This is a genomic window from Streptomyces sp. NPDC087428 (assembly GCF_044744085.1).
Lineage (GTDB): Bacteria > Actinomycetota > Actinomycetes > Streptomycetales > Streptomycetaceae > Streptomyces.
The window spans coordinates 19,483-39,231 of sequence record NZ_JBIUXR010000029.1 but is presented as its reverse complement, the minus strand read 5'-3'; the positions used below and the strand labels follow the sequence as shown (position 1 = coordinate 39,231).

Below are 19,749 nucleotides of genomic sequence, written 5' to 3'. Positions count from 1 at the left end.
CCCAGGCGGTGACCGTCTGTCAACTCCGAGAGGGAGACGTCATGGCCGACGACGACGGCCCCAACAACTTGATCCACTTCCCCCGCGTGGGCTTCACCGCTCCCACCGAACCACCGGCCGTAGCGCCCGGTCCGGCTCCCGCCGACGCGCCGTTCGCGGCTCCCGCCAACGTCTCCCCGGCCCCCGCAGGGGCTCCCGAGACGTTTGCACCCGCGATGCGGACCTCTCCTCTGGACACGATTTCGGCCCTGCCCGAGCCCGGTCTCGGCGCCCCGTTCAACGCCGGTTCGCAGCCCTCCACGGCACCCGCCACGGCGGGCGCGGCGGTCCCGGCGACCTTCCGTTCCGAGGGTGCGCAGCAGGCCGCGACACCGGGTCTGGGGTCGCTGTCGCTGGCCGCGATCCTCGCGGTGTCTCTGGCCGCGATGCGCGGGATCCACTCCTCCATCGCGACCAGCCGGGCGAACCGGGAGCAGCGTGAGGCGGTCGCGAAGACCGCGAGCACTGGCAAGGACGGCTCCTCCGGGGGCGGTTCGAAGAAGCAGGTGCAGCCCGGCCACGAGTACGGCCGCAAGTCCCTCCAGCGCGGCCCTGGCGGCCCGGGAGGGCGCTCCGGCGGTGCTGGTCCGGGAAGGTCCGGACGGGGCGGCGGCGGGGCGCTGAACAGCTCGGGAGGCGGCAGGCGGAACGCGCCGACGACCAAGTCGCCCAGCGGCTCCGGCGGCGGCTCCCGGGGCGGGCGCGGCGGCGGCTCGGGCTCCGGTCCCGGCCGCTCCAACTCCGGCTCCGGCGGCGGCAAGGGCGGCTCGGGGATCACCCCGCTCAAGCGCACCTCGCAGGGCGGGGGCGTGAACCTGAAGAAGAACCGCGGCCCCGGCTCCTCCGGGTCCGGTGGCTCGGGAGGTTCGGGCGGCGGCAAGGGGCCGGGCAGCGGCGGCGGTGGCGGGGGGCGTAAGCGCTCCCCCAACGGCGGCGGTGGCTCCGGCTCCTCCGGCGGCGGCTCCACCACGAACCGCAAGCGCGGGCCCGGCAGCACCGGGGCCGGGGCCGGCGGATCGGGTGGCACTGCGAAGCGCGGACCGGGCTCATCCGGGACGGGCACCGGCAAGACGACCGGCCCCGTTACCAAGAGCCCTGGCAAGGGCACGGGCGGGAAGACCACTCCGCCCAGCCCGTCAGGCTCGAAGGGCCCCGGCACCGGAACCGGCAAGGGCCCGGGTGCCAGCCCGAAGGGCGGGACGAAGAAGTCGCCGCGCGGGACGACCGGCCCGTCCGGGATCCTGCGGAAGAAGCCCGGCACCACCACCTCCGGGACCGGCCCGAAGCCGAAGTCGAAGGGCAGCACCGGCCCCGGCGGCACGGGCCCGGCAGGATCCGGCAGAGGCGGCGGCAAGAAGGGCAACTCCCGCTCCCGCAGGGGAGGGACGGGCCCGGCCTCGGTACCCAGGACGCCGGGCGGCAAGTCCCGCAAGGGCAAGAAGCTCACGCTCACGCACGGCATCGCACACGGCACGTTCGCGTCATCGGTGAAGCAGGACTGCCGCTGCCGCAAGTGCCGGCGCTTCAAGAAGGAATACAGCCGCAAGGTCCTCGGGGCGATGAAGTCCGCCGCACGCGGGCGGACCACGTTCGGCGAGGCGATCCACGAGACCGCTGAGAAGCGCCTCAAGCGCCGCCGCAAGAAGATGGGCCCGCCCGTCATGACGAGGGTCAAGGTCAAGAAGCCGAAGAAGAAGACCGGCCCCAAGACCAAGACCACGAAGCCGGGGAGCACCAAGCCCGCAGCGACCGGGCCGACCGGTCCGGCTGCGAAGGCGCCGACCCGCCGCACACCCTGGTCCACGGCCAAGGCGCGGGCCCGCAAGCGGGCCCGGATGCGCACCACCACGGTCCCCGCGCCCCGCCCGGCGCCGACGACCGGCGCAACCACCCCACCGCCGGGGCCCGCCGCTCCGACGCCCGCCCCGGCCCCGGCCGCTGCGGTCGCAGGGGCGACCACCACCCCGGCACCGGCACCGCCAGCGGGGGGAGGAACGGTGCCGGGCACCGGCTCACCGCGCCTGTCGCCGTTCGAGGCGATGGGCATGGCGACGGCGGTGTCCGCTCCGACTGGTCCGATCACAGTCGAGCGGGCCGATTCAGCTCCGTCGAAGTCCGGCGCGGGTCTGCCCGCCAGCACGAGCAGAGAGGGAAGCAGCATGGGAGACGCGCTGACGACGCACAGCAGCGGCGGCGTCGCGGAGATGTCCTCGGAGCACGCCACCGAGGTCACCCTCGACGACACGCTCGACGTCCTGGAGGAACTCACGCAGGACAGCTTCAAGGCACACGAGACGTGCCTGAAGCTCGCCGCGAAGGCCCGCGACATCCGGCACCGGCTGGATGAACTGGCCGCTGACCTGCGGTCCCGGCACAACATCCTCGGTCGCCTGACCGGCGCTGCGATGGCCCGGCTCGCCGAATCCATGGAGCTCCTGGCCCGCAAGGCCGACGAGATGTCCACCAAGTCGCTCGAGGCGGCGGAACTCTGCGAGCAGGCGGAGAACGCCATGTTCGACGCCTACCGGCCCGTCCAGCAGGCCACCGAGGACGCCGGCCTCGCGGTCCCGTCCGCACGTATCCACAACGAGGGCTGAGGAGAGACACACATGAGCGACAACCTCCCCGCCATCCCGGGAGTCAGCGGCGCCTCCAGCAGCGACAACGGATTCATCGCCCTGTCCGCCCGGACCGCCGCCCTGGCGAGTGCCGCCCTCTTCCTCAAAGAGGGCATGCACCTGCTCCGGGCCCACATGGGCCGCAACGCGGCCAAGGCCGCCCGCCTGGCGGAGATGTGCGACGCGGCCGAAGTCGAGCCGCAGTTCACCGCGATGATCCTGGACGCCTCCGCCTCCCTCACCCGGGTCGCAGAAGCGTCCGGCGAGATGACGAACGCCGCCGACAGCGTCGACAACGACGCCCGCGGCTTCAACTCCGCCCACGACACCGAATACCGCGGCGTGTACGAGGCCGTGAACGGCTCCGGCGTCCAGCAGGCCAAGCCCGGCTTCTACCGGCGCACCGGCCGACGCTGACTTAACCCCACCCCCGCAGCAGCAGGGGCCGCGCCCACACACCGGGCGCAGCCCCTGCTGCGCCCTGCCCTCGAAGGAGGCTTGAGTTGAGCACCATCGACCAGGCGGCGCCGACCGCCGACACCACCAAGAGCGTTCCGGGCCACGTCATCTACCGGCGCGTCCTGGCCGAACGAACCTCCTACGCCCTTGCGGCGGCCGGGATGGCCGTAGGCCCGCAGCTGGACGACAGCGCCTGGTCCTACCTCGCCTCCGGCGGGATCGGACTGGGCACCCTCGCCTGGCTGTACGCGAAGACGAAGGACCCCGACCAGGGCCTCGGCATGCTGACCCGGGCGCAGCGGGCGATTCCGTTCCTGACGGCCGCCGGCACGTACGTGGCGAACCTGATCACCCCCGGATTCAACTGGTGGGAGGTCGTCGCCCCGGCCGCGTGGGCGGGACTGATGGGCTGGATGGCGCCGCTCACCCGCAGCGCCGGTCTGGTCCTGGAGCTCACCCAGCACCAGGAGCAGGCCAGCCCCGCCCGGGAGCTGACGTACACCGAGTTCCTCGCCGCGAAATGGGCGCAGGCCACCGGCGACGGAACGCGCCTGGTGTCCGTGGCCCCGTTCCGCGCCGACCGGCCGGACTTCGAGGCCGTCGTCGTCGCCCAGGCCGGGAAGGCGGTGCCGACGTTCAACGAGACGCAGCTGGCCGCCGCGTTCGACTTCCCCGTCGGCACCGTGCGGATGCGCCCGATGCAGGGCTCGGGGCCCGGCCGGATGCAGCTGATCGCCCGCCCGACCACCGAGGACGTCGGCCGCACCGCTGAGGGGCTGCGCGGCCTGTGGGAGTCGGCGGTCTCCGCGTCCGGCGGGGCCGCTCCGGGCGTCGACCTGATCGACCACCGCTCCGAGCCGCACCGCATCGTGCTGCTGGTCGCCTCTCCGCCGGGCAAGGAGATTCGCCTGCCGCACACGGCGATCTGCTCCGCGTTCGGCATCGACGACCCGTCCCGACTGGTCATCGAGACCGACGGCATCCGCCAGGGTGTCGTCTCCGTCTACCGGACGAACCCGCTGATGAAGGTCCGCAAGGCCACCGTCGAAGACCTGACGATGGACTCCAAGGGCCGCATCACCATCGGTATCTGCCACGACGGCAAGCCCGCCCGGATGCGGCTGTGGGATCCGGGCCAGGGCGCGCTGCGCGGCATCACCGCCGGTGTCACCGGCGCGGGCAAGAGTGTGCTGCAGAACCTGATCCTGGCCGGGGAGAAGCGCTCCGGTGTCGTCTCCTGGGTCGGCGACGTCCAGGGCGGCATGTCGCTGCCCGAGGCGGAGGGCCGGGTCGACTGGTTCGCCAAGGGCCCGGTGGAGACGCTCCTGATGCTCACGGCCGCGCACGCGGTCATGAAGTACCGCGAGCGGGTGTCCAACGAGATGGGGCGCGGCGACTTCGCGCTCGGGCGGCCGTGGCCGCTCATCAACATCACCCTGGACGAGATCAACCGGCTGCTGTCCCACCCGGACGAAGCGATGCGCAAGGCCACCGCCTACTTCATCGCCGACATCCAGAAGACCGGCCGCAAGGTCGGCATCGGCATCCGCCTCGCCGTCCAGTCCCTGCACCTCAAGGACCTGGGCGACGACGACGCGATCCGCCAGCAGGGCAAGGTCGGTGCGCTGTTCCTCATGCGCACCGCCTCCTCCTCCACCAAGGAGATGGGCCTGGACGGCATCGCCCCGGCCGGTTTCCAGATGGAGAACATCCCCGCCCGGATCTACGAGAACGGTCAGATCGAAGCGCTGTTCAGTGGCGCGGACGACGAGGACGGCGAGTCCACCGCGGGCATGGCGTACATGTTCCTCGACGGGCGCGCCAAGTTCATGAGGACGTTCTTCGCGGAGAAGGTCGACGGGGTCTATCCCGACCTGATCGCCCTGTACGGCGACGACCCGGCCAACGGCCTCACCGCGGGCGAGGCCGAGGCAGCGCAGGCCGGGGCCCCGCTCTACGGCATGCGGCACTCCAACCCGTACGCCGACTGCGACACCCTCGCCCAGGCGATGGCCAAGACGCCCGGTAGCGAGCCGATGGTCGGCACCCCGGCCCCGGACACCGCCAGCGACAACGGCGAGGCACCCGCCCCGCCCGCGACCGATGCGCCCTTTGGGATCCCGTTCGGCGACAGCGGCCCCGACATCGGTGAGGAGCCCGGCCTCCAGGACCAGATCCTCGAACTGCTCGCCGACGGGCCCAAGCACCTCAAGGAACTGCGCGAGGCCCTGCCCGGCTTCCAGCCCTCCAGCATCAGCAACGCCTGCTCCCAGCTCAAGGCGAAGGGCCTGGCCAAGACCCTCAAGCGCGCGGTCTGGCAGCTTGCCGACAGCTGACCCGCACCCCTTCCACCCACCACGATCACCGAAGGAAACCGATCCCCGTGGCCCTGTCGATCTCCCTGGTCGTCCTGCTCGGCATCATCGTCGTCATCCTCGTGCGCACCGGCTACCAGCGGATCATGCCGGGCATCGCCGTCTGCCTGTTCGGCTTCTTCCTCGCCAGCACCGGCATCGCCCCCACGATCACCAGCGCCGTGTCCTCCCTGACCGGCTGGATCAGCAACTTCTGACCACCACCCCGCTTCCGTCCCGCCGAACGAGAAGGAGAACACCCCGATGAACCGCCCCCTGGTCCTGGTCGTCGACGACGCCACCGACATCCTCGCGGCCAGCCCCGAGGCCCGCGCACTGGTCGCCGACCTGCTGCGCACCGGCCGCCGCAACGGCCTGGTCGTCCGCTCCGAGACCCGCCGGCCCTTGCAGTACCCGACGCCGGACGCGCTCGAGGACGCCGCCGCCCAGCAGTAGCCCCGCACCGCTCCCTCGCCCCTCGCGCCCTCCCCGCCATCCGGCCGGGAGGGCGCCCCGCGTCTGCCCCGAAATGGAGCTCACCGTGGACAACCACACCATGCGCCCCCTGTCCGCCTCCGAAGCCAAGACCGAAGCCGAGCGGATCATCGCCGAAGCGATGCGCCCCGAGCGGCAGTTCCCGACGTCGTTCCGCGACGAATCCGAGGTCCCGGCGTACGGCAACACCCCGCCCGTCCATCAGGACGACAAGCGGATCGTCCCGGCCTGGGCGGCCGGGATCGCAGTGGCGTCCATCGGCGTCGGGGCCGGCATCACCGGCATCGGATGCGGAGCCTGGCTGGTCCTCCAGGGCCTGGCTTCCGTCACGCTCTACGGCGTGCTGATGGTGACGCTCCCTTTCGCGGGCGTCGCCATGGTCGCTACTGCCATCGGCGGTGCGATCAACAAGGCGCGCAGCGCGGTGTCCAAGACGTACTACGAGGGCCCGGTCGTGCAGAACACGCAGATCAACAACAGCAGCACCCAGCGCGGGATGTTCTCCCGCACCCACAACGACGTCCGCTGAGTCCCGGGCACACTGCCTCGCATCCGACACCCGCTACAAGCCGGGCTTCGGGTGCGGGGCAGGCCGTCCGGCCTCACCGGTCAGTCGTAGTCGATCCAGATCCGGCCGTAGTCATCCACCTCGGCACCCCGGATCTGCCCGTCGACGATCGCCCCGTTGACCGTCACCTCGACTTCCTCTTCCACGTCGATCCACAGCACGCCGTCGTCGTCGGTGAACGCGGGCCAGATCGTCCCGTCCGTGTCCACGACCTCTTCGAAGACGACTTCCTCCGGCTCATCGCGGGTGAACCACCCCATCGCAGCCGCCTCCCCTCTCAGGTCCTGTCGCACACAGCTTGTCCCACTCGCACGCTCCGTGAACACCGCATCGACAACAAGGAGTTGCCCCGTGCAGTCCAACGACAACGCCCCCGGCACCGACCGCCAGGAGCTCACCTACCTCCCGGTGCCGTTTCCGAAGGAACAGCCCAAGGAGCCGCGGTTCACCGCGCTGCGCGAGGCGCTGCGCGACGGATGGAACCGCGCCTGGGACGTCGACGGCGTCCTGCGCGGAATGTGGGAGGACATCCTCAGCGCCCCCGAGGACGGACCACGGCACATGGCACCCTGGATCCGCACCGTCCTGATGGCCGCCGGATTCTCCTTCGTCGTCCTGATGGCCAAGGCCGCGGGCGAAGTCGTCCTCCAGGCGCTGCACCAGCTGCTCACCGCCGTGCCCAAGGTGCAGGTCGGCGTCGACACCTCCAGCGGAGTTGCCGCCGTCGTCGACCAGCCGGTACGTACGTACATCGCGCAGCACTCCGCCGGCCTCGCAGTTGAAGCCTCCACCATCTACACGCTGTGGCTGCTCACCGGGATCGTCGGCCTGGTCCTCGGCTACCTCTCCCGGAACAACGGAGTGCGCGCGATGTGGGCAGGGTGGGGCGCGGCCACCGTGTGGATGGTCTGGACGGCCACCCCGGACACCAGCCGCACTGTCGCAGTGGGCCTGGCCATCCTCGGCTGGACGGTGCTCAGCGCCATCGCAATGCGTGGCATGACCCTGCGCCGTCCCATCGCCCGCCCCGCGCGTCCGGCGAAGGTCACCGTGCGCCCCGAGATCCACGTTGTGCCGGTCCCTGCAGCGCCGGCCGATGACCGCCCGGACAGCGGTTGCCCGTTCCGAAATTGACCCGTCGCTCTGCCTGGCCCTCGGTTGCCCTGCGCGACCGAGGACCGGGCTGGCCGACCGGTCCCTCACTCGATCCCGAAGGAGCCCCTGATGCCCGACCAGCCCGACACCCCCGCTCTGAACCTCCCCGCGATTCACGTCGCGTGCCCTGATTGCAATTCGCAGCCTGGCGACTTGTGTACCTCCCACAGCGGAACCCGCCTGCGACGCCACGACGTCCATCAGGCCCGCACCCGCGCCGCCCAGGTTCAGTAGCAACTTGGTGGCAGTGAGGCGCCACAGCCATGGCTGCCCGCCCCTTGTGCGTTGGACATTCGTGTGACGGAGCCGGTCCGGTGAGTTCCGCCGGCTTCCTGTGGCCGCATCCGCTGGAAACGACAGTGCGCCGCACGGAGGATCCCGTGCGGCGCACTCAGTACGTGGAGGTCTGCCCCACCTCGCGTTCTATCGCTGCCCCAGGTCCGCTTGGCTGCCGGCCTGGGCCTACGGAGCCCCCTGCGAGGGCTGGTGAAGCAACGTCAAGTGCCCTTGGGGCCCTTTCCGTCGCGAATTTTGGCGACGTACTCGCGGGTGAATCCGCTGTCGCGTGACAGGTCCGACGGGCCTACGCCTACCGCGAGGGCCTTCTTGATGGCACCGAAGAACGCCGACCGCGCCTGGTCGTACGCCACCTTGGCGTCCCTCACAGCCTCTCTGGCTTCGCTCTGCTGATCACTCATGTACCCAGACTCTCACAACAAAGTTCGCGAACAAAGTTGACAGGCGGTCTTTGCGCGATCTAACGTGAAATCAGTTCGCGAACAAAGTTCACATCGAGGGGGTGACTCATGCACACCAATGACAACGACCTGGTCGACGTCGACCCGTTCGGACCAGAAGAGCCTCCGACGACGATCCCCGTCTACAAGCGCAACCAGGCTCCCGAAGGACTCGCCACCAAGCGGCAGTTGAAGGAGCTGGGACTTCGCCCCGGCGGCCAGCAGGTCGTTGCGGAGGTCGAAACCCGCGGCCCGAAGAACGGCTTCCTGTACGAGATCGCTCTGGCGAAGCCCGTACGGCCGATGACCCTCGCCAAGGAGTACGCGCTCGACAAGGCGATGGCTGCCCGGCAGACCTGTCCCGAATGCGGCCGCCGCTTCTTCTACTGCCTGCGTATCTCGCTCGGGATCTGCCTGGAGTGCCACGAGGGCACCCCCGCCGACCCCACCTCCTACCTCAACGGCCCGGCCAGCCCGACGGCTGCCTGACCTGCGACGCCCACATCACCCGATGAACCCGATGAAGGAGACCTCCATGGCCACCACCCGCACCCTCACCGCTGAGCAGTCCGGCCCCATCACCATCGATGCCGAGCTGCTCGGACTCGGTGGCATCGTGATGGTCCGCACCAAGCGCACCATTACGAACGCGGAGATCACGATCCGCACCGCGGACGACTCTGGCGACTCCGCCGACGCCGTCCGCGCCGCCGACCTGCGCTGGGACCAGCGCGGAGCCCTTGTCGCTCACGTCCGCGGGAAGGGCGGCGGCAGTAACTCTCAGACCGTCATCACCGGCGGCGGGCGGGGCCGCGTCACTCAGGTGGTCAGCAACAACTCCGGCAGCACCGTCATCATGTCGGGCGGGAACATGAGCTTCAGCGGGGGCACGGTCGTCGTCAACGGCCGTGTCGTCAGCGGAGCCGGCAGCACCGTCATCATCGGCGGTTCCACTGTCGAGATTGAGGCCGTAGTCCCAGAGGGCAGCTCGGTCATCGGCCGTACCGACAGCGCAGACGTGACCGCCGATGGCACCCTCGCTTCCGTCTCGGGCAGCACCCAGTCCGGCGATGTCACCGTCGGAGACTCGCCCAACATCGTGGCGCGGACGCAGTCCGGCGACGTGCGTCTGGGGCGCACCGACGTGGTGGATGCCCACACCATGTCCGGCGACATCAAGATCAAGGACTTCGGCGGCACCGCGAAGCTCAAGACGATGTCCGGCGACATCGACGTCCACGCCACCGCCGGCGGCGACATCGACGCCAAGACGATGTCCGGCGACATCGAGGTCACCGCCACCCAGGCCGCCCTGGACGACTTCCTCGATGTTCGGCCGCACACCATGTCCGGCGACATCCGTGTCCCGCGCCGCCAGAACACCTCCGGCGGTCCGCGCCGCCGCCGCAGCTGATGACCGACCGGCTTCCGTCGTCCCCGGGCGCACCGCCCGGGGACGGCGGTGGCCGACCGGCCCAGCACACATGGCACGCGACGACTTGGAAGGGCACCTGATGCCGAAGCACACGAAGTTCGGCCCGAACCTCTCCCAGAAGCTCTACGACGCCATCCAGCGCGACAACGAGCGCGAAGAGGCTGGCATGCACGCCGATGACCGCGTGACCTGCTGGACCCATCAGAGCTGGAGCGCCGACTGCAACGACCAGCACACCCCACGCCCGCGCTGACAGCACCCACTATCCGGCCCGCTTCTACCCGCCCCGAACATCGAGCTCGGGATGGGTGGTGGCCGACCGGCCAGCAGTCCGGTCCGGGCTTGGTGCCCGTGAGCCGCCCGGACCGGGCTTCCAACTTCCCTTGGGGACACCTCGATGCGCACACGCACCCGTACTCGCTACATCGCTGCCGCGGTCGGCGTCACCGCCGCCCTCGCGTTCGGCGCGACCGCCTGCAGTGGCAAATTCTCCGAGCCGTTTAAGGACGCGCCCAGGAGCGGTAAGGACAACGGCGCGCCCGCCGACGTGATCCGCATGCCCGACGGCTTCTCCAATGCCGCCTCGAAGTGCGACGGCCCCAACCGGGTCTATGTGCTTTACCACGGCGACAAGCCGTACGGCGACATCGCCATCGTCAGCAACGACCCGCGGTGCACGAAGTGACCTGCCGTAGGCAGCACGCCTGCGGCCAGGGCCGGGCCTGACATGGTGCGCCTCCGAACCGCAGCCCTGGCGGGTGCTGTGCCGCTCACGCTCGCTGCGGCCGTCGCCCTCGCACTCAAGGCCGGCGCCTGGCAGCTGTCCCTCTCCCGGCACGCCATCAGCCTCTCCCCCGCACCCCGGCCCAACTGCCCGGACTGCAAAGGCGAGGGCGGCTGGTGGTCCGACGGCCCGTTTCCGGGCGGGGAGGTCTGCTGGTGCTGGGACCGCCCGACGCGAACGCTCCAGCTCCTGCCGCGCCCGGACTGGGACGAACCCCCGTTCTGAACACCACGGGCGCTGGCACACCCGAACCCGTACACCATGCCGCCCGCCCTGCGGGCCTGCCGCAGACCCCGGGGCCGTCCCGGGCTTGTGAAGAAGAAGGAGTCGTCATGGCCAACAGCCGCGCGAACAACCCGCCCAGGGGTGAGTGCCGGCAGTGCTGGTTCCACGCCTACGCCAGCCGTGAGGCGCACGCGCACCTCGGTCCGCGTGAGGACTGCCCGCAGTGCGTGGCCCACATGGGCGGCCGCCACCCCGCCAACATGATCGTCAGGTGATGGCGGTGACGAAGAACCGTCTGCCAGCCGCGGTGAAGCGGCCGGTCGCGCTGGCCGCCGCGATCACCGTGTTCCACGCCGACGTGCTGGTCGCGTGGGTGGCCGGGGTGCTGTGCAGCATCGTCGCGTACGGCGTGCTGATGATGCCGCTGTTGATGACAGGCGCCATGGCGATCGTGGTCTACCTCGGGGTGTGGTTCGCCGCAGGACCGCTGTGCTGGGGGCCGGCCCTGAACTGGTCGGTCCGGATCCGCCGGTGGGGCGCACCGGACACCGTGTACTCGCCGCAGCCCCCGGTGGACCACGTGGCCGCGCTCCTGGCAGCGCCGCCGCTTCGCCTGGCCCCGGCACGGAAGTCGCGGTCCACCGATCCCCGCCCGTTGGCGGCGTACGAGCTGGTGGGCCGGGAGCCCTGCTGGCGTTGTGGCGAACCCCCGGTGGAGGGCACGCACGCCTGGGATGACCGCGGCGACTTTCAGCTTCTGTCCAACCACACCTTCAAGTGCCGTACCGGACACCGCTGGACGAACAGCACCGACGGAGGCTGACGGCCCCCCGTGCTGCCCCAACCCCTTTACCGGGCTGGGGCAGCGCGGAGGACCGGACAGCCCGGCCTGCACCACTTCCGGACAAGGACCTCCCCCATGGCACACCGCAACCCCGCCGTCTTCGCCGCCCTGCTCGGACTGACCCGCGCCGCCAGCAAGATCGGCGACTTCTGGATCCAGAACGACTACTGCGCCCAGGTGAAGGGCGCGTCCGACGACTTCCCCGTTACCTACGAGGACCCGCAGACCGAGAGGAAGACCACGCACGGAACGGCCGACGGCCAGAGGGCATGCCTCCGCCATTGCCTTACGTACACGGCGACGCAGGCGATCGTCGTTGGACTCGGGGCCCGTGCGCTGGGCATCCGGGTCCGCCCCGCCGCCGGCGCGGCCGCGCTCGCCCTGTCCTTCGGCACGCACTACATCGCCGACCGGCGGGTGCGGGGCGACGGTGTCCTGGAGAAGCTCGCCATCAACACCGGCAAGGAGAACTTCTACCGACTCGCCTCGCACGGCATGAACGGCGCGTTCCACCTCGACAACTCGTGGCACCACGGCTGGGAAACCGCCGCCGCCCTCATCGCCACCACCAAGGCGACCAGCAGGTGACCACCCCACCTCGTACACGTCTGGACCGCGTCCGTACGTCGGTCGGCATTGCCCAACTCGCCCTCCAGCAGATCGAGGACGACATCGCCGCCGCCGACGTCGACCAGGAGGAGCTCGCCGCGATCCTGTGCGAGCTCATCGAGAACACCGACCCGCCCGGCGGGCTCATCCCGTTCCTCGCACAGCTGCTCACCGCAGCTGCTCGCCGTGCCGAGCAGCTCGAGCCCGACCGAGACGGTGACGCCTCCTGCCCGCTGCACGAAGCCGCCGCACTGATCACTGACAACGCCGGACAGCGCCTCATCTGGGCCGCCCGAGCCCTTCACCCGCAAGGAGAACTCACATGAATCAGCCGATCTACCCGCCGATGCCCGAGCACAGCCTGGTGGTCCTGATCGGGCCTTCCGGCGCCGGGAAGTCGACGCTCGCGAACACCTGGCCCGCCTCGCAGGTCCTGTCCCTGGACGCGCTGCGCGAATCCGTGAGCGACGACGCGGGCGACCAGCGCGCGACCGGCGACGCCGTCGCCGCCCTGCACCTGCTGCTCGAGGCCCGGATGCGCCGACGCCTGTTCACCGTCATCGACGCCACCAACACCACCCGGGCCGCGAGGGAGCCGCTGGTTGCCGCCGCCAAGCGGCACAACATGCTCCCCATCGCGCTCATGGTCGCCACACCCGGCGTGACGTGTGAGGAGCGGCAGGCCACGCGGCCGGCCAACCGCCGCGTGCCAAAAGACACGGTCGTTCAGCAGCACAGAGACACGGTCAACTCGCACCGGACCCTCAAGGCGGAGGGATTCCCCGAGATCGTCTTCTCCGACAGCGTCTGCCAGCTGCTGCCGTTCCTGGAGCGGCTGAGCGGGGCCCGGCAGGCCGACCTCGGGCTGGACCACGGCGATGGCCTCGGTGATCTGCTGCTCGTACGCAGGGTGTTCGGCTCGGAGATCCTGCCGCTGTGGCGGTGGAAGCCCGGCTCCGATCTCGCCGGCGGCGACCGCGTCGCGGAGATCCGCCTCGGTCAGCAGTACCTCACCCTCGCGTACCGCCCGGACATCGACGGTGAAGGCGACTACGGCTTCGAGGCGCTGGTGCCGTGCCCCTACGACGACGAATGCACCAGCAGCGCCTGGGTGCCCGTCCACAGCGTCACCTGCCTGTTCCGCGCGCTGAGCGGTGGCCTGGACGACGACGAAGACATCATCTGCACCGTCCACGGCCCGACCGACGACCCTGACGGCCGCGCCGACCTCGAAGCGCAGTTCGCAGACGCTGTCCGCGAATGAGCCGCACCGCCGACGGAAGCACCGACGATCCCTGCACCCCGATCAACTTCCAGTTATGAGCGGCCCGGCCGCTCTCACCCCTTCACGGAGGACCGCATGGCCCGCAAGCCCGTCACCTGGTACATCGCCACCTCCGCCGACGGCATCATCGAGATGTCCCGCGAGGCCGGCACCCCGGTGGACCTCTCCGCCAGCGTCGGCAAGGTCATCGACCACCCCAAGCCCTGCACCAACCTGTGGTTCGACGAGAGCCGCTTCTCGTACTTCCGTATGGTCAAGCGCGTCGGCGAGGCGCTGGAGGACACCGGCATCTGGCCCGTCACCTGGCCCGTGCGGCTGTGGATCGTGGAGCCGCTCGGTGAGACCGGCAACTGGAGCCAGCGCTACTACCCCTACCGGCTGCTCTCCCACCAGATCCGCGTCCTCGAGGAGACCGAGGCCCACCGCGCGCTCGGTCCCTCCGGCCGCGACGTCCTGAACGTCATCCAGCAGGAGATCCCCGAGCGGGCCGCGCGCTGGGCTGCGGACTGGGACGCCGACCCCGAGGTCATGAGCGACAGGAAGTGGAACTGGGAGCAGTGCGGCGGCCCCACCTGCGGCAGCGGCCGGTGGGCGGACTCTGTCGCCATGGGGGTCTCGCGCAACCGCCGTGAGTCGGCCGCCCAGACCTGGATCGAGCACCTCGCGCGCAACACCGTCGACCAGGCCCTCGCCGACACCGACGCCAGCATGATGGCCCGCTGCTACGCCTACGGCCGCGCCACCGGCCACGCGGTCGCCACCCAGCACCAGAGCCGCTTCGAGCCGTACGTCCTCGACGCGCTCCGCGGTGTCGGCCTCGACTCCCCCGCCGCCGTCGCTGCCTGACGGACGCTCCGTGCTGTCCCGGCCCGCGAAGGCCGGGGCGGTCGCGGTGGTCCCTCAAGCAACAGACATCAGGACCAGACGATTTCACCCCGGGACGGCCGCAACGGCCGGAAAACCATCGGCCGTCCCGGGCCACCCATCCCGTACGAGACGAGAGGGAGCCTCAGTATGGACTCCGTCCTGCAGACCCGGGGCCGGTTCGGCCCGCGCACTCTCCTGTTCACCACTGCTGCTGTGCCGCTGACCGGCTGGGTGGTTCACGCCGTCGCGCTGCACAGACAGCTCGCAGCCACGAAGCGCGACCCACTGACCGGCCTTCTGCGCCGCGACGCCTACACAGCCCGCGCCCGCCGGCTTCTGGCCCGCCACGGCGACAACGCGGCCATCCTCATGGTTGACGCTGATCACTTCAAGCAGATCAACGACGGCATGGGCCACGCGGCGGGCGACACCGTCCTCGCCGCGATCGGTACCCGGCTCACCGCCTGGGCGGGCCCGCACGCCGCCGTAGGCCGCCTCGGAGGCGACGAGTTCGCAGTCGTTCTCGAGCTGACCCCCGGCCGCCGCGCGCAGCGCCTGGAGCAGCTGGTTCGGATGCTGAACACACCGGTGGTCCTGGACGACGGCCGCACGGTCGACGTCGCCGCGTCGGTCGGCGCCGCGACGCCGGACGTGCTCGGCACCCGCGACCTGACCGCGTTACAGAGGGCGGCCGACGCCGCTCTCTACGACGGCAAGCACACCGGCCGCGCCCACCTCGCCACCGCCGCGCACGCCACGACGCCGTCCATCAACGGCCGCCGGGCGGGCAGGCCGGGTACAGCGATGTGGGGGCAAGCCGCATGAGCGCCGCGACCCTGCCGGTGAGCAGCACTCCGCAGGACGACCACCTCGCCTATCCCGAGCCGCCCGCTTCCCCGCTCTGGCACCGCCAGGGCCCGAAACTCCGGCCGATCACCCCGGAGCAGCAGCGCCGCAACCGCGAACTCCTGCTCCACGCGCAGCACACGTCCCGACCCCGTTCCCCCCGCACCACCAAGGCCCTGGCGGATGCCAGCTGATGGAGACCACGTACTGCACCGTCGACGGCTGGGTCGACGCCATCCCCACTCCTGGCCCGTCGCGCAGCGCGACCAGGGCCGTGACGCCCACGTCGTGATGGACCTCGCCACCGGCCAGTTCCTCGTGGCACCGACACCACCCGCTAACCACCCCACCGAAAGGTGCGGCGGCGGGCCCGCTTCACCCATGTCCGGCCCGGGGCGGTCGCCGGCCACGAGCCCGGCCGCCCCGGATGCCGCCCCCTCAACTTGAGGAGACCTTCGTGACCGTCTTCACCGACGCCGCCGCCGACGAACTGTTCGTCCTGTCCGGCACCGAGCCGGGCTTCGACCGCCTGCACGGCATCCCGGCCGCCGCTCTGGGCGAGGAGAGCGACCGCCTCCTGGCCCTGGGCCACCTCACCGACCGCACGGTCCTGGCCGTCACCAGCGTCTACCACCGGCGGGTGCTCGGAGAGCGCATCGTGCCCACCAACGAACTCGCCGACCTGCTCAGCTTCGGGACCAGGCGCACCCACATCCAGGCCGTCAGGGCGGGCGCGGACGACGACTGCCCCTGGTACGTCGACGACGCCGACCCCGACGCCCCCACCGCCCAGCCCGCCACCTTCATCGCCATCGAGTGGCTGGAGCGGGAGGACATAGCGATCCCATCCCGGTGCCCGGCCTGCGCCCGCACCAGCCGCTCAACTTGCTTCACCAAGGGGCCCGACCGCACCGGATGGAGCCACTACCACCGCTGCCGGCACTGCACCCACCTGTGGCTGCCGCCGGTCACCGCACTCCGCCCCGAGCCGGAAGCAGCACTTCCTCAGCACGCCACCCTCACCCACGACCTGGAGGCCACCTCGTGCACCCGATCCGCCTGATCTCATTCGGATACCTGCACCTGCCCACCGGCCCAGACGGCCAGCCCGTCCCGCCCGCCGCCGACCGGATCGAAGACGTCCGTGACCGGCTCCGCGACCCGGCCGCCGCCCGCGACATCCTCGACCTCGACGGCCACCACCCCCGCGTTCAGGACGTCGTCCTCAACACCCCCGGCGCCCGCGAACTCCTCGCCAACCTCGTCGACTACGCGACCCTTCCCGCCGGCCCCCGCCGCATCGCCATCGGCTGCGCAGGAGGTCGCCACAGGGCATGCGGTCTCACTGAAATCCTTGCCCGCGAACTCCGAGACCGCGGCCGCCAGGTCGAAGTCGATCACCTCCACGCCCACCTCCCGCGCGTCCTCAAGGCCCGGTCGGCCTGACGCCTGTTCTACCCGAAGCCCTGCCTCCGGCCCCGTGCCGAGGGCAGGGCTTTTTTCGTTTCTGGACTCGGAGCCGTCAACTCCGCACAGTCCAGCACTCGATGGATCATGAACCTAGAAATGGGCTCCCCAATTGGGGAGCGATGCTCGCAAGCCAGTCCTGGCAAGGGTTCTGGGTGTGTCAAGATGCCTCTGCCGCGCACGGTGCGGCCCACGCATGAGTAACAAGGAAGGGCACCCCCCGTGCTGAACCCAAGCGCAGCGCAGCCGATCGAACCCCCCGAGGGAAGTACCGTTGTCGGCACAGGGAAGGGCGGCGTCGGCAAGAGCACCGTGGCCGCGCACCTCGCCGGCGAATCCGCGGCTGCCGGGGAGCGGACCCTCCTCATCTGCGTAACCGGGCAGGATGACGACGACCTCGGCATCAAGCGGTTCAACCGCGGAATCCACCCGGAGGGCCCGTCCGTCATAGACGGTGAGGGTCTCTACAGCGCCATACACGATCGCACCCCGCTCCGACCGATCCGGGAAGTACGCCCGAACCTGGACGTGATGCCTGGCGGCCCCAAGGTCGGCGAGATCGACGGACTCCTGATGCTGCGCACGCTCCAGGAAGGCGCAGGCGTCGTCATGTCGCTCGCACAGGCCCTGGCCCCGATCGCACCTCTCTACGACCGCATCATCTTCGACAGTGCCCCGGAGAAGGACTCCCTGGAGCAGCTGGTGCTCGCCGCCGCGAAGTACCTCATCGTGCCCACCCGCTCCGACGATTCCTCGGTCCGCGGCATGGAGCGCATCAGCAAGAACTTCAAGCTGGTGAAGACCCAGGTGAACCCTCACCTCCAGATGGCCGGCGCCTTCCTCTACGGCTCGAACCGTGCGGCCACGCTGATGCACGCGGCCGTCTACGAAGACATCCGCACGGCTCTGGGCGAGGGCACGCCGATCCTGGAGACGATCGTGGGATACCGAGAGGTGCCCGCCCGCAACGCCCGCAAGAAGGGGTTGCTGTTCGGCGAGTACGCCGACCTGCTCCCGACGACCGCGACCACCTACGACGTGAAGGCCGGCCGCGCCACATCGGCCGACGTCGTCCCGGACACGATCGTCCCGCTGGCCAAGGAGATGCGGGAGCTGAATCAGGAAATCTTCGACCACACTAGGAGGAGGGCCTGATGGGCCTGTTCGACGTCGACGAAGAAGCCCAGCAAGGCCAGGGCGCAGGCGGCCTCTTCGGCGGAGGTCTGGCGGCAGCGGCCGGTGCGGCGAGCGTGGTGGTCAAACCATTGCCCGGCACCTCCCTCGCCTTGATCCCCGCGCCGTACCAGCCTCACAGCGAAGACGAGCTGTCCGACCAGGAGCGCGCGGACCTCGAAGCCTGCAAGGCCGGGGTCGACAACCTCCGCAACGCCTTCTGGATCGCAGGCAAGTCGTTCGAGACCATGAGCGTGGCCAAGCTCCACCGCGAGGAGAACCCCAACTACGCGGCATGGGTCTGGGACACCTGGGAGGTCTCCGAATCCCAGCTCTACCGGCTCATCGACGAATGGCGCGTCGGTGAAGCTCTCGCCAACCTCGGGCACAAGCCGCCGGAGTCCCACGTCCGCGCGATGACCGAGCTGCGCCGCCAGACGAACGATAAGGTCGCGATCACGGTCTACGACACCATCGCCCGATGCAGCCCCCGCGTCACAGGGGAACTCGTAGAGAAGGTGGTGGGCGACCTCGGGTTCCTCCCGAAGGACGCCAAGCCCGCCGACGTCGGCCGTCGTGTCCGCGAGCTCCTGGAGGCGCCGGAGAAGAAGTCCGACGCCGACGAGAAGAACGATGGTGTCCCCGACATCACCTCGCTCGGCGGCGACTCCCCAAATGGGGAGTCGAGCCAGAAGCCCAGCAATAGCAAGGCAGACCTCCTTGCAACGAAGGACATCGAGCGACTGCAGAACACCCTCGCCTCCCTCCAGGAGGCGGCGAAGAAGGTGAACAAGTCGGCAGCACGCCGGGCCGTCGAAGCACAGCCCGACGTCGCCGTCCCGCTCATCCAGGAGATCGGCTCGCTGCTCCAGCAGATCGACAGGGCAGTGGCGATCAGGCTCCCGAAGGCGGAGTGACCTCCGAGGTCGATGACGAAGGCCGGCCCCAGACCACCTGGGCCGGCCTTCCGCGTTGCCGAGCCGTCAGGGCCCGGTGAGGATGTCGTGGGTGCCGATGCGGCGCCAGATCACGTGCGGGGTGTTGGGGCGGAGCGCGGGCCCGTACTGCCAGGTGGCGCGGCCTGCGGGTCCGGTGCCCATGGCCCAGGTGATCTCGTAGACCCCGGTCGTCCGTTGGACACGCTTGACGCGAAGGCCGGCGCGGAAGCGTCCTCCGGCGCGCAGGTCCTCGACGAAGGCCGCCACGGTCTGGCGGAACTTGCGGCGTTGTTCCGGGGTGAGGCGGTCCAGGTCGGCAGCGAAGCGCGGCAGGGTCTCGTACGTGGGCACGGCGAACTCCTCCGGGAAGCACGAAGCCCCCGACCGGTGGCCGGGGGCAGTGGTGGCTGTTCGCGTTGAAGGGCGTCAGTGACGTGGCGCGGTCAGCAGTGGTCAGTTGTCGGGGGGTGTGAGGCACCGGTGTGCGCTCGATGACGCTGGAGTCAGTTGCCGTCCGTTTTCGTGGCGGGTGGTGCTCGTGTGGTCGGCGCGCAGTAATCGCACGGCCGGGGTCAGCTCTCGTAGCGGGCGCGCATCAGGTCGGCCCACTCCTGCGCACGGGCCATGTCGCCAGCGCAGCTGGTGCAGTGGGGCACCATGTCGATCCGGGTCGGGTACGGCACGTTCGAGTGGACGACGGTGGTCGTGGGCAGCGTGAGGGGTCGGCAGCACAGCGGGCAGAGGTCTCCGTGGAGCAGTTCGTTGGTCATGCGGCGAACTGTGCACACGGCGCTGGCTTACCGTCTCGGGCTGCTGTGGCGTCCCGCCTGGCGGGCCCCGCGGTAAAGACT

Annotated in this window: 28 protein-coding genes; 24 read left to right on the top strand and 4 right to left on the bottom strand. The window is 70.3% G+C overall.

Annotated features, from left to right (window positions below):
• The first annotated feature begins 41 nt into the window (after window positions 1-41).
• The 6 genes from ACIO3R_RS38625 (at window position 42) to ACIO3R_RS38600 (ending at window position 6,494) form a co-directional block, all read left to right on the top strand.
• A complete protein-coding gene (locus ACIO3R_RS38625; RefSeq protein ID WP_402111787.1) occupies window positions 42-2,636 on the top strand; it encodes a hypothetical protein in 2,595 nt (864 codons plus the stop codon).
• A gap of 12 nt (window positions 2,637-2,648) precedes the next feature.
• Window positions 2,649-3,074, top strand: coding sequence for a conjugal transfer protein TraB (locus ACIO3R_RS38620; RefSeq protein ID WP_402111785.1), 426 nt, complete (start codon window positions 2,649-2,651; stop codon window positions 3,072-3,074).
• An 86-nt stretch (window positions 3,075-3,160) separates the two neighbouring features.
• Window positions 3,161-5,452: a hypothetical protein gene (locus ACIO3R_RS38615; protein WP_402111784.1), complete on the top strand. Its 2,292-nt coding sequence runs from the start codon at window positions 3,161-3,163 to the stop codon at window positions 5,450-5,452.
• Window positions 5,453-5,499: 47 nt separating this feature from the next.
• On the top strand, window positions 5,500-5,688 hold the full coding sequence (locus tag ACIO3R_RS38610) for a hypothetical protein (protein WP_402111782.1): 189 nt from the start codon (window positions 5,500-5,502) through the stop codon (window positions 5,686-5,688).
• 46 nt (window positions 5,689-5,734) lie between these two features.
• Window positions 5,735-5,926, top strand: a complete 192-nt coding sequence (locus ACIO3R_RS38605; RefSeq protein WP_402111780.1) for a hypothetical protein — start codon at window positions 5,735-5,737, stop codon at window positions 5,924-5,926.
• A gap of 73 nt (window positions 5,927-5,999) precedes the next feature.
• Window positions 6,000-6,494 carry a hypothetical protein gene (locus ACIO3R_RS38600; RefSeq protein WP_402111777.1) on the top strand — a complete coding sequence of 165 codons (495 nt, stop codon included), beginning with the start codon at window positions 6,000-6,002 and terminating at the stop codon, window positions 6,492-6,494.
• Between the two features lie 80 nt (window positions 6,495-6,574).
• On the opposite strand, the gene ACIO3R_RS38595 is transcribed toward ACIO3R_RS38600, so the two are convergent.
• Window positions 6,575-6,793 (bottom strand): hypothetical protein, encoded by a 219-nt coding sequence (locus tag ACIO3R_RS38595; protein ID WP_402111775.1) that lies wholly within the window; start codon window positions 6,791-6,793, stop codon window positions 6,575-6,577.
• Window positions 6,794-6,884: 91 nt separating this feature from the next.
• On the opposite strand from ACIO3R_RS38595, the gene ACIO3R_RS38590 reads away from it, so the two are divergent.
• Entirely contained in the window at window positions 6,885-7,667 is a 783-nt protein-coding gene (locus ACIO3R_RS38590) for a hypothetical protein (RefSeq protein WP_402111773.1), read from the top strand.
• 518 nt (window positions 7,668-8,185) lie between these two features.
• On the opposite strand, the gene ACIO3R_RS38585 is transcribed toward ACIO3R_RS38590, so the two are convergent.
• Window positions 8,186-8,386, bottom strand: a complete 201-nt coding sequence (locus ACIO3R_RS38585; protein WP_402111771.1) for a hypothetical protein — start codon at window positions 8,384-8,386, stop codon at window positions 8,186-8,188.
• A gap of 108 nt (window positions 8,387-8,494) precedes the next feature.
• Here ACIO3R_RS38585 and ACIO3R_RS38580 point away from each other — a divergent pair, with 108 nt between their 5' ends.
• From ACIO3R_RS38580 to ACIO3R_RS38500, 17 genes are all read left to right on the top strand, one after another.
• The gene (locus ACIO3R_RS38580) at window positions 8,495-8,914 is read left to right on the top strand and encodes an RRQRL motif-containing zinc-binding protein (protein WP_402111769.1); all 420 of its coding nucleotides are present in this window, start codon (window positions 8,495-8,497) and stop codon (window positions 8,912-8,914) included.
• Window positions 8,915-8,960: 46 nt separating this feature from the next.
• Window positions 8,961-9,839, top strand: coding sequence for a DUF4097 family beta strand repeat-containing protein (locus ACIO3R_RS38575; RefSeq protein WP_402111767.1), 879 nt, complete (start codon window positions 8,961-8,963; stop codon window positions 9,837-9,839).
• 70 nt (window positions 9,840-9,909) lie between these two features.
• Complete coding sequence (locus ACIO3R_RS38570) at window positions 9,910-10,113, top strand: hypothetical protein (protein ID WP_402111765.1); 204 nt, start codon at window positions 9,910-9,912, stop codon at window positions 10,111-10,113.
• 144 nt (window positions 10,114-10,257) lie between these two features.
• Window positions 10,258-10,545, top strand: coding sequence for a hypothetical protein (locus ACIO3R_RS38565; protein ID WP_402111763.1), 288 nt, complete (start codon window positions 10,258-10,260; stop codon window positions 10,543-10,545).
• Between the two features lie 42 nt (window positions 10,546-10,587).
• Window positions 10,588-10,869 (top strand): hypothetical protein, encoded by a 282-nt coding sequence (locus tag ACIO3R_RS38560; RefSeq protein ID WP_402111762.1) that lies wholly within the window; start codon window positions 10,588-10,590, stop codon window positions 10,867-10,869.
• Between the two features lie 107 nt (window positions 10,870-10,976).
• Entirely contained in the window at window positions 10,977-11,144 is a 168-nt protein-coding gene (locus tag ACIO3R_RS38555) for a pRL2-8 (protein ID WP_402111761.1), read from the top strand.
• Between the two features lie 5 nt (window positions 11,145-11,149).
• Entirely contained in the window at window positions 11,150-11,692 is a 543-nt protein-coding gene (locus ACIO3R_RS38550) for a hypothetical protein (RefSeq protein ID WP_402111759.1), read from the top strand.
• 96 nt (window positions 11,693-11,788) lie between these two features.
• Window positions 11,789-12,301, top strand: a complete 513-nt coding sequence (locus ACIO3R_RS38545) for a hypothetical protein (protein ID WP_402111757.1) — start codon at window positions 11,789-11,791, stop codon at window positions 12,299-12,301.
• On the top strand, window positions 12,298-12,648 hold the full coding sequence (locus ACIO3R_RS38540; RefSeq protein WP_402111756.1) for a hypothetical protein: 351 nt from the start codon (window positions 12,298-12,300) through the stop codon (window positions 12,646-12,648). The genes ACIO3R_RS38545 and ACIO3R_RS38540 overlap by 4 nt, the downstream gene beginning before the upstream one ends.
• Window positions 12,645-13,586, top strand: a complete 942-nt coding sequence (locus tag ACIO3R_RS38535; RefSeq protein ID WP_402111754.1) for an AAA family ATPase — start codon at window positions 12,645-12,647, stop codon at window positions 13,584-13,586. The genes ACIO3R_RS38540 and ACIO3R_RS38535 overlap by 4 nt, the downstream gene beginning before the upstream one ends.
• A 96-nt stretch (window positions 13,587-13,682) precedes the next feature.
• Window positions 13,683-14,453, top strand: a complete 771-nt coding sequence (locus tag ACIO3R_RS38530) for a hypothetical protein (RefSeq protein ID WP_402111752.1) — start codon at window positions 13,683-13,685, stop codon at window positions 14,451-14,453.
• Between the two features lie 168 nt (window positions 14,454-14,621).
• Window positions 14,622-15,299, top strand: a complete 678-nt coding sequence (locus ACIO3R_RS38525; protein ID WP_402111751.1) for a GGDEF domain-containing protein — start codon at window positions 14,622-14,624, stop codon at window positions 15,297-15,299.
• The gene (locus ACIO3R_RS38520; protein WP_402111749.1) at window positions 15,296-15,514 is read left to right on the top strand and encodes a hypothetical protein; all 219 of its coding nucleotides are present in this window, start codon (window positions 15,296-15,298) and stop codon (window positions 15,512-15,514) included. The genes ACIO3R_RS38525 and ACIO3R_RS38520 overlap by 4 nt, the downstream gene beginning before the upstream one ends.
• 263 nt (window positions 15,515-15,777) lie before the next feature.
• Window positions 15,778-16,383, top strand: coding sequence for a hypothetical protein (locus tag ACIO3R_RS38515; protein ID WP_402111747.1), 606 nt, complete (start codon window positions 15,778-15,780; stop codon window positions 16,381-16,383).
• Window positions 16,275-16,766 (top strand): hypothetical protein, encoded by a 492-nt coding sequence (locus tag ACIO3R_RS38510; RefSeq protein ID WP_402111746.1) that lies wholly within the window; start codon window positions 16,275-16,277, stop codon window positions 16,764-16,766. The genes ACIO3R_RS38515 and ACIO3R_RS38510 overlap by 109 nt, the downstream gene beginning before the upstream one ends.
• 243 nt (window positions 16,767-17,009) lie before the next feature.
• Entirely contained in the window at window positions 17,010-17,942 is a 933-nt protein-coding gene (locus ACIO3R_RS38505; protein WP_402111745.1) for a ParA family protein, read from the top strand.
• Complete coding sequence (locus ACIO3R_RS38500) at window positions 17,942-18,877, top strand: hypothetical protein (RefSeq protein ID WP_402111743.1); 936 nt, start codon at window positions 17,942-17,944, stop codon at window positions 18,875-18,877. The genes ACIO3R_RS38505 and ACIO3R_RS38500 overlap by 1 nt, the downstream gene beginning before the upstream one ends.
• A 66-nt stretch (window positions 18,878-18,943) precedes the next feature.
• Here ACIO3R_RS38500 and ACIO3R_RS38495 read toward each other — a convergent pair whose 3' ends face one another.
• Window positions 18,944-19,249: a hypothetical protein gene (locus ACIO3R_RS38495; RefSeq protein WP_402111742.1), complete on the bottom strand. Its 306-nt coding sequence runs from the start codon at window positions 19,247-19,249 to the stop codon at window positions 18,944-18,946.
• Between the two features lie 221 nt (window positions 19,250-19,470).
• Window positions 19,471-19,668, bottom strand: a complete 198-nt coding sequence (locus tag ACIO3R_RS38490; protein ID WP_402111740.1) for a hypothetical protein — start codon at window positions 19,666-19,668, stop codon at window positions 19,471-19,473.
• Between the last annotated feature and the right edge of the window lie 81 nt (window positions 19,669-19,749).

Excerpts from the sequence above, each read along its gene's own strand:
- ACIO3R_RS38625 (WP_402111787.1), top strand. The coding sequence starts at position 42 with ATGGCCGACGACGACGGCCCCAACAACTTGATCCACTTCCCCCGCGTG.
- ACIO3R_RS38620 (WP_402111785.1), top strand. The coding sequence starts at position 2,649 with ATGAGCGACAACCTCCCCGCCATCCCGGGAGTCAGCGGCGCCTCCAGC.
- ACIO3R_RS38605 (WP_402111780.1), top strand. The coding sequence starts at position 5,735 with ATGAACCGCCCCCTGGTCCTGGTCGTCGACGACGCCACCGACATCCTC.
- ACIO3R_RS38600 (WP_402111777.1), top strand. The coding sequence starts at position 6,000 with ATGGAGCTCACCGTGGACAACCACACCATGCGCCCCCTGTCCGCCTCC.
- ACIO3R_RS38595 (WP_402111775.1), bottom strand. The coding sequence starts at position 6,793 with ATGGGGTGGTTCACCCGCGATGAGCCGGAGGAAGTCGTCTTCGAAGAG.
- ACIO3R_RS38585 (WP_402111771.1), bottom strand. The coding sequence starts at position 8,386 with ATGAGTGATCAGCAGAGCGAAGCCAGAGAGGCTGTGAGGGACGCCAAG.
- ACIO3R_RS38580 (WP_402111769.1), top strand. The coding sequence starts at position 8,495 with ATGCACACCAATGACAACGACCTGGTCGACGTCGACCCGTTCGGACCA.
- ACIO3R_RS38575 (WP_402111767.1), top strand. The coding sequence starts at position 8,961 with ATGGCCACCACCCGCACCCTCACCGCTGAGCAGTCCGGCCCCATCACC.
- ACIO3R_RS38570 (WP_402111765.1), top strand. The coding sequence starts at position 9,910 with ATGGCACGCGACGACTTGGAAGGGCACCTGATGCCGAAGCACACGAAG.
- ACIO3R_RS38565 (WP_402111763.1), top strand. The coding sequence starts at position 10,258 with ATGCGCACACGCACCCGTACTCGCTACATCGCTGCCGCGGTCGGCGTC.
- ACIO3R_RS38560 (WP_402111762.1), top strand. The coding sequence starts at position 10,588 with ATGGTGCGCCTCCGAACCGCAGCCCTGGCGGGTGCTGTGCCGCTCACG.
- ACIO3R_RS38555 (WP_402111761.1), top strand. The coding sequence starts at position 10,977 with ATGGCCAACAGCCGCGCGAACAACCCGCCCAGGGGTGAGTGCCGGCAG.
- ACIO3R_RS38545 (WP_402111757.1), top strand. The coding sequence starts at position 11,789 with ATGGCACACCGCAACCCCGCCGTCTTCGCCGCCCTGCTCGGACTGACC.
- ACIO3R_RS38535 (WP_402111754.1), top strand. The coding sequence starts at position 12,645 with ATGAATCAGCCGATCTACCCGCCGATGCCCGAGCACAGCCTGGTGGTC.
- ACIO3R_RS38530 (WP_402111752.1), top strand. The coding sequence starts at position 13,683 with ATGGCCCGCAAGCCCGTCACCTGGTACATCGCCACCTCCGCCGACGGC.
- ACIO3R_RS38525 (WP_402111751.1), top strand. The coding sequence starts at position 14,622 with ATGGACTCCGTCCTGCAGACCCGGGGCCGGTTCGGCCCGCGCACTCTC.
- ACIO3R_RS38520 (WP_402111749.1), top strand. The coding sequence starts at position 15,296 with ATGAGCGCCGCGACCCTGCCGGTGAGCAGCACTCCGCAGGACGACCAC.
- ACIO3R_RS38500 (WP_402111743.1), top strand. The coding sequence starts at position 17,942 with ATGGGCCTGTTCGACGTCGACGAAGAAGCCCAGCAAGGCCAGGGCGCA.
- ACIO3R_RS38490 (WP_402111740.1), bottom strand. The coding sequence starts at position 19,668 with ATGACCAACGAACTGCTCCACGGAGACCTCTGCCCGCTGTGCTGCCGA.